1 protein-coding gene is annotated in these 222 nt (G+C 69.4%); it reads right to left on the reverse strand.

The window, feature by feature from the left end; genetic code table 11:
- Positions 1-75 precede the first annotated feature (75 nt).
- Complete coding sequence (locus tag MFF64_RS38520) at positions 76-210, reverse strand: FtsW/RodA/SpoVE family cell cycle protein (protein WP_369010736.1); 135 nt, start codon at positions 208-210, stop codon at positions 76-78.
- Between the last annotated feature and the right edge of the window lie 12 nt (positions 211-222).

Raw genomic sequence — 222 nt, forward strand, 5'->3', positions numbered from 1 at the left:
CCAACCGACCCGGCATCCCCGCGGGCAAGGAACCCCAGCCGACAACGCACCCCCTCCCGCCCAACCGCCGGGGGCCTACGCCGACATGGGGCGTTGGACTCTGATCGGCTGCAACAACCCCACCGCCACCCACACCGCGAACATCGACGAACCGCCGTAGGAGACGAAGGGCAGGGGAAGGCCCGCGACCGGCATGATGCCCAGGGTCATGCCGATGTTCTC

Origin of the sequence: Methylobacterium frigidaeris (assembly GCF_022179185.1) — a bacterium.
GTDB lineage: Bacteria > Pseudomonadota > Alphaproteobacteria > Rhizobiales > Beijerinckiaceae > Methylobacterium > Methylobacterium frigidaeris.

What these genes read in the sequence shown, in the direction of transcription:
- MFF64_RS38520 (WP_369010736.1), bottom strand. Translation starts at nt 210, where the DNA reads ATGACCCTGGGCATCATGCCGGTCGCGGGCCTTCCCCTGCCCTTCGTC.